Source organism: Sinorhizobium sp. P24N7 (assembly GCF_042436655.1).
Taxonomy (GTDB): domain Bacteria; phylum Pseudomonadota; class Alphaproteobacteria; order Rhizobiales; family Rhizobiaceae; genus Sinorhizobium; species Sinorhizobium meliloti_A.
The window spans coordinates 1-634 of sequence record NZ_JBHMIW010000090.1 but is presented as its reverse complement, the minus strand read 5'-3'; the positions used below and the strand labels follow the sequence as shown (position 1 = coordinate 634).

At 61.8% G+C, this 634-nt stretch carries 1 protein-coding gene; it reads right to left on the bottom strand.

Annotated elements, in window-relative coordinates; all coding sequences use genetic code 11:
- A partial coding sequence (locus ACFHWW_RS34060) for an ATP-binding cassette domain-containing protein (protein WP_379943783.1) occupies positions 1–634 on the bottom strand: 634 nt, incomplete at both ends.

Below are 634 nucleotides of genomic sequence, written 5' to 3'. Positions count from 1 at the left end.
ACCACCTTCTGCTGATTGCCACCGGAGAAGCCGCGCAAAGGACGGTCGAGCTTCGGCGGATGCAAGCCGACCTTGTTCGCCAGCGCTGCCGTCTGCTTGCGGTTGTCGCCGAAACGCAGCATACCGCCGAACGAAGCGCGGCCGAGATTGGCGAGCGTGGTGTTGAAGATCACATCCTCTTCCATGGTCAGGCCCTCGCTGCGCCGGTCGCCCGGCACCAGGAAGATCCCGGCCTGCAAGGCCTGCGTTGCCGAGCGGAAACGCACCGGCCTGCCGTTGAGCAGCACTTCGCCGGCATTGGGAGCGATCACACCGAACAGGGTTTTCGACAATTCATCGACGCCGGAGCCGACCAGCCCGAAGATCCCGAGAATCTCGCCCTTGCGCGCCGCAAAGGAAACATTTCGGAACAGGCCTTCAGCGGAGAGATTCTTTGCCTCCAGCACGATTTCGCCGTCGACTTTTTCGGAGCGCGGCGGAAAGGTCAGGCCCTTGTCAGAATCGAGCATAAGGTCGGGGATGGAGATTTTCTTCGCCCGTGCTTCCGCAACCGTATGGGTCGCGACATTGCGTCCGCCGCGAAAGACGGTGAAGCAGTCGGCGATCTCGAACACTTCTTCGAGCCGGTGCGTGA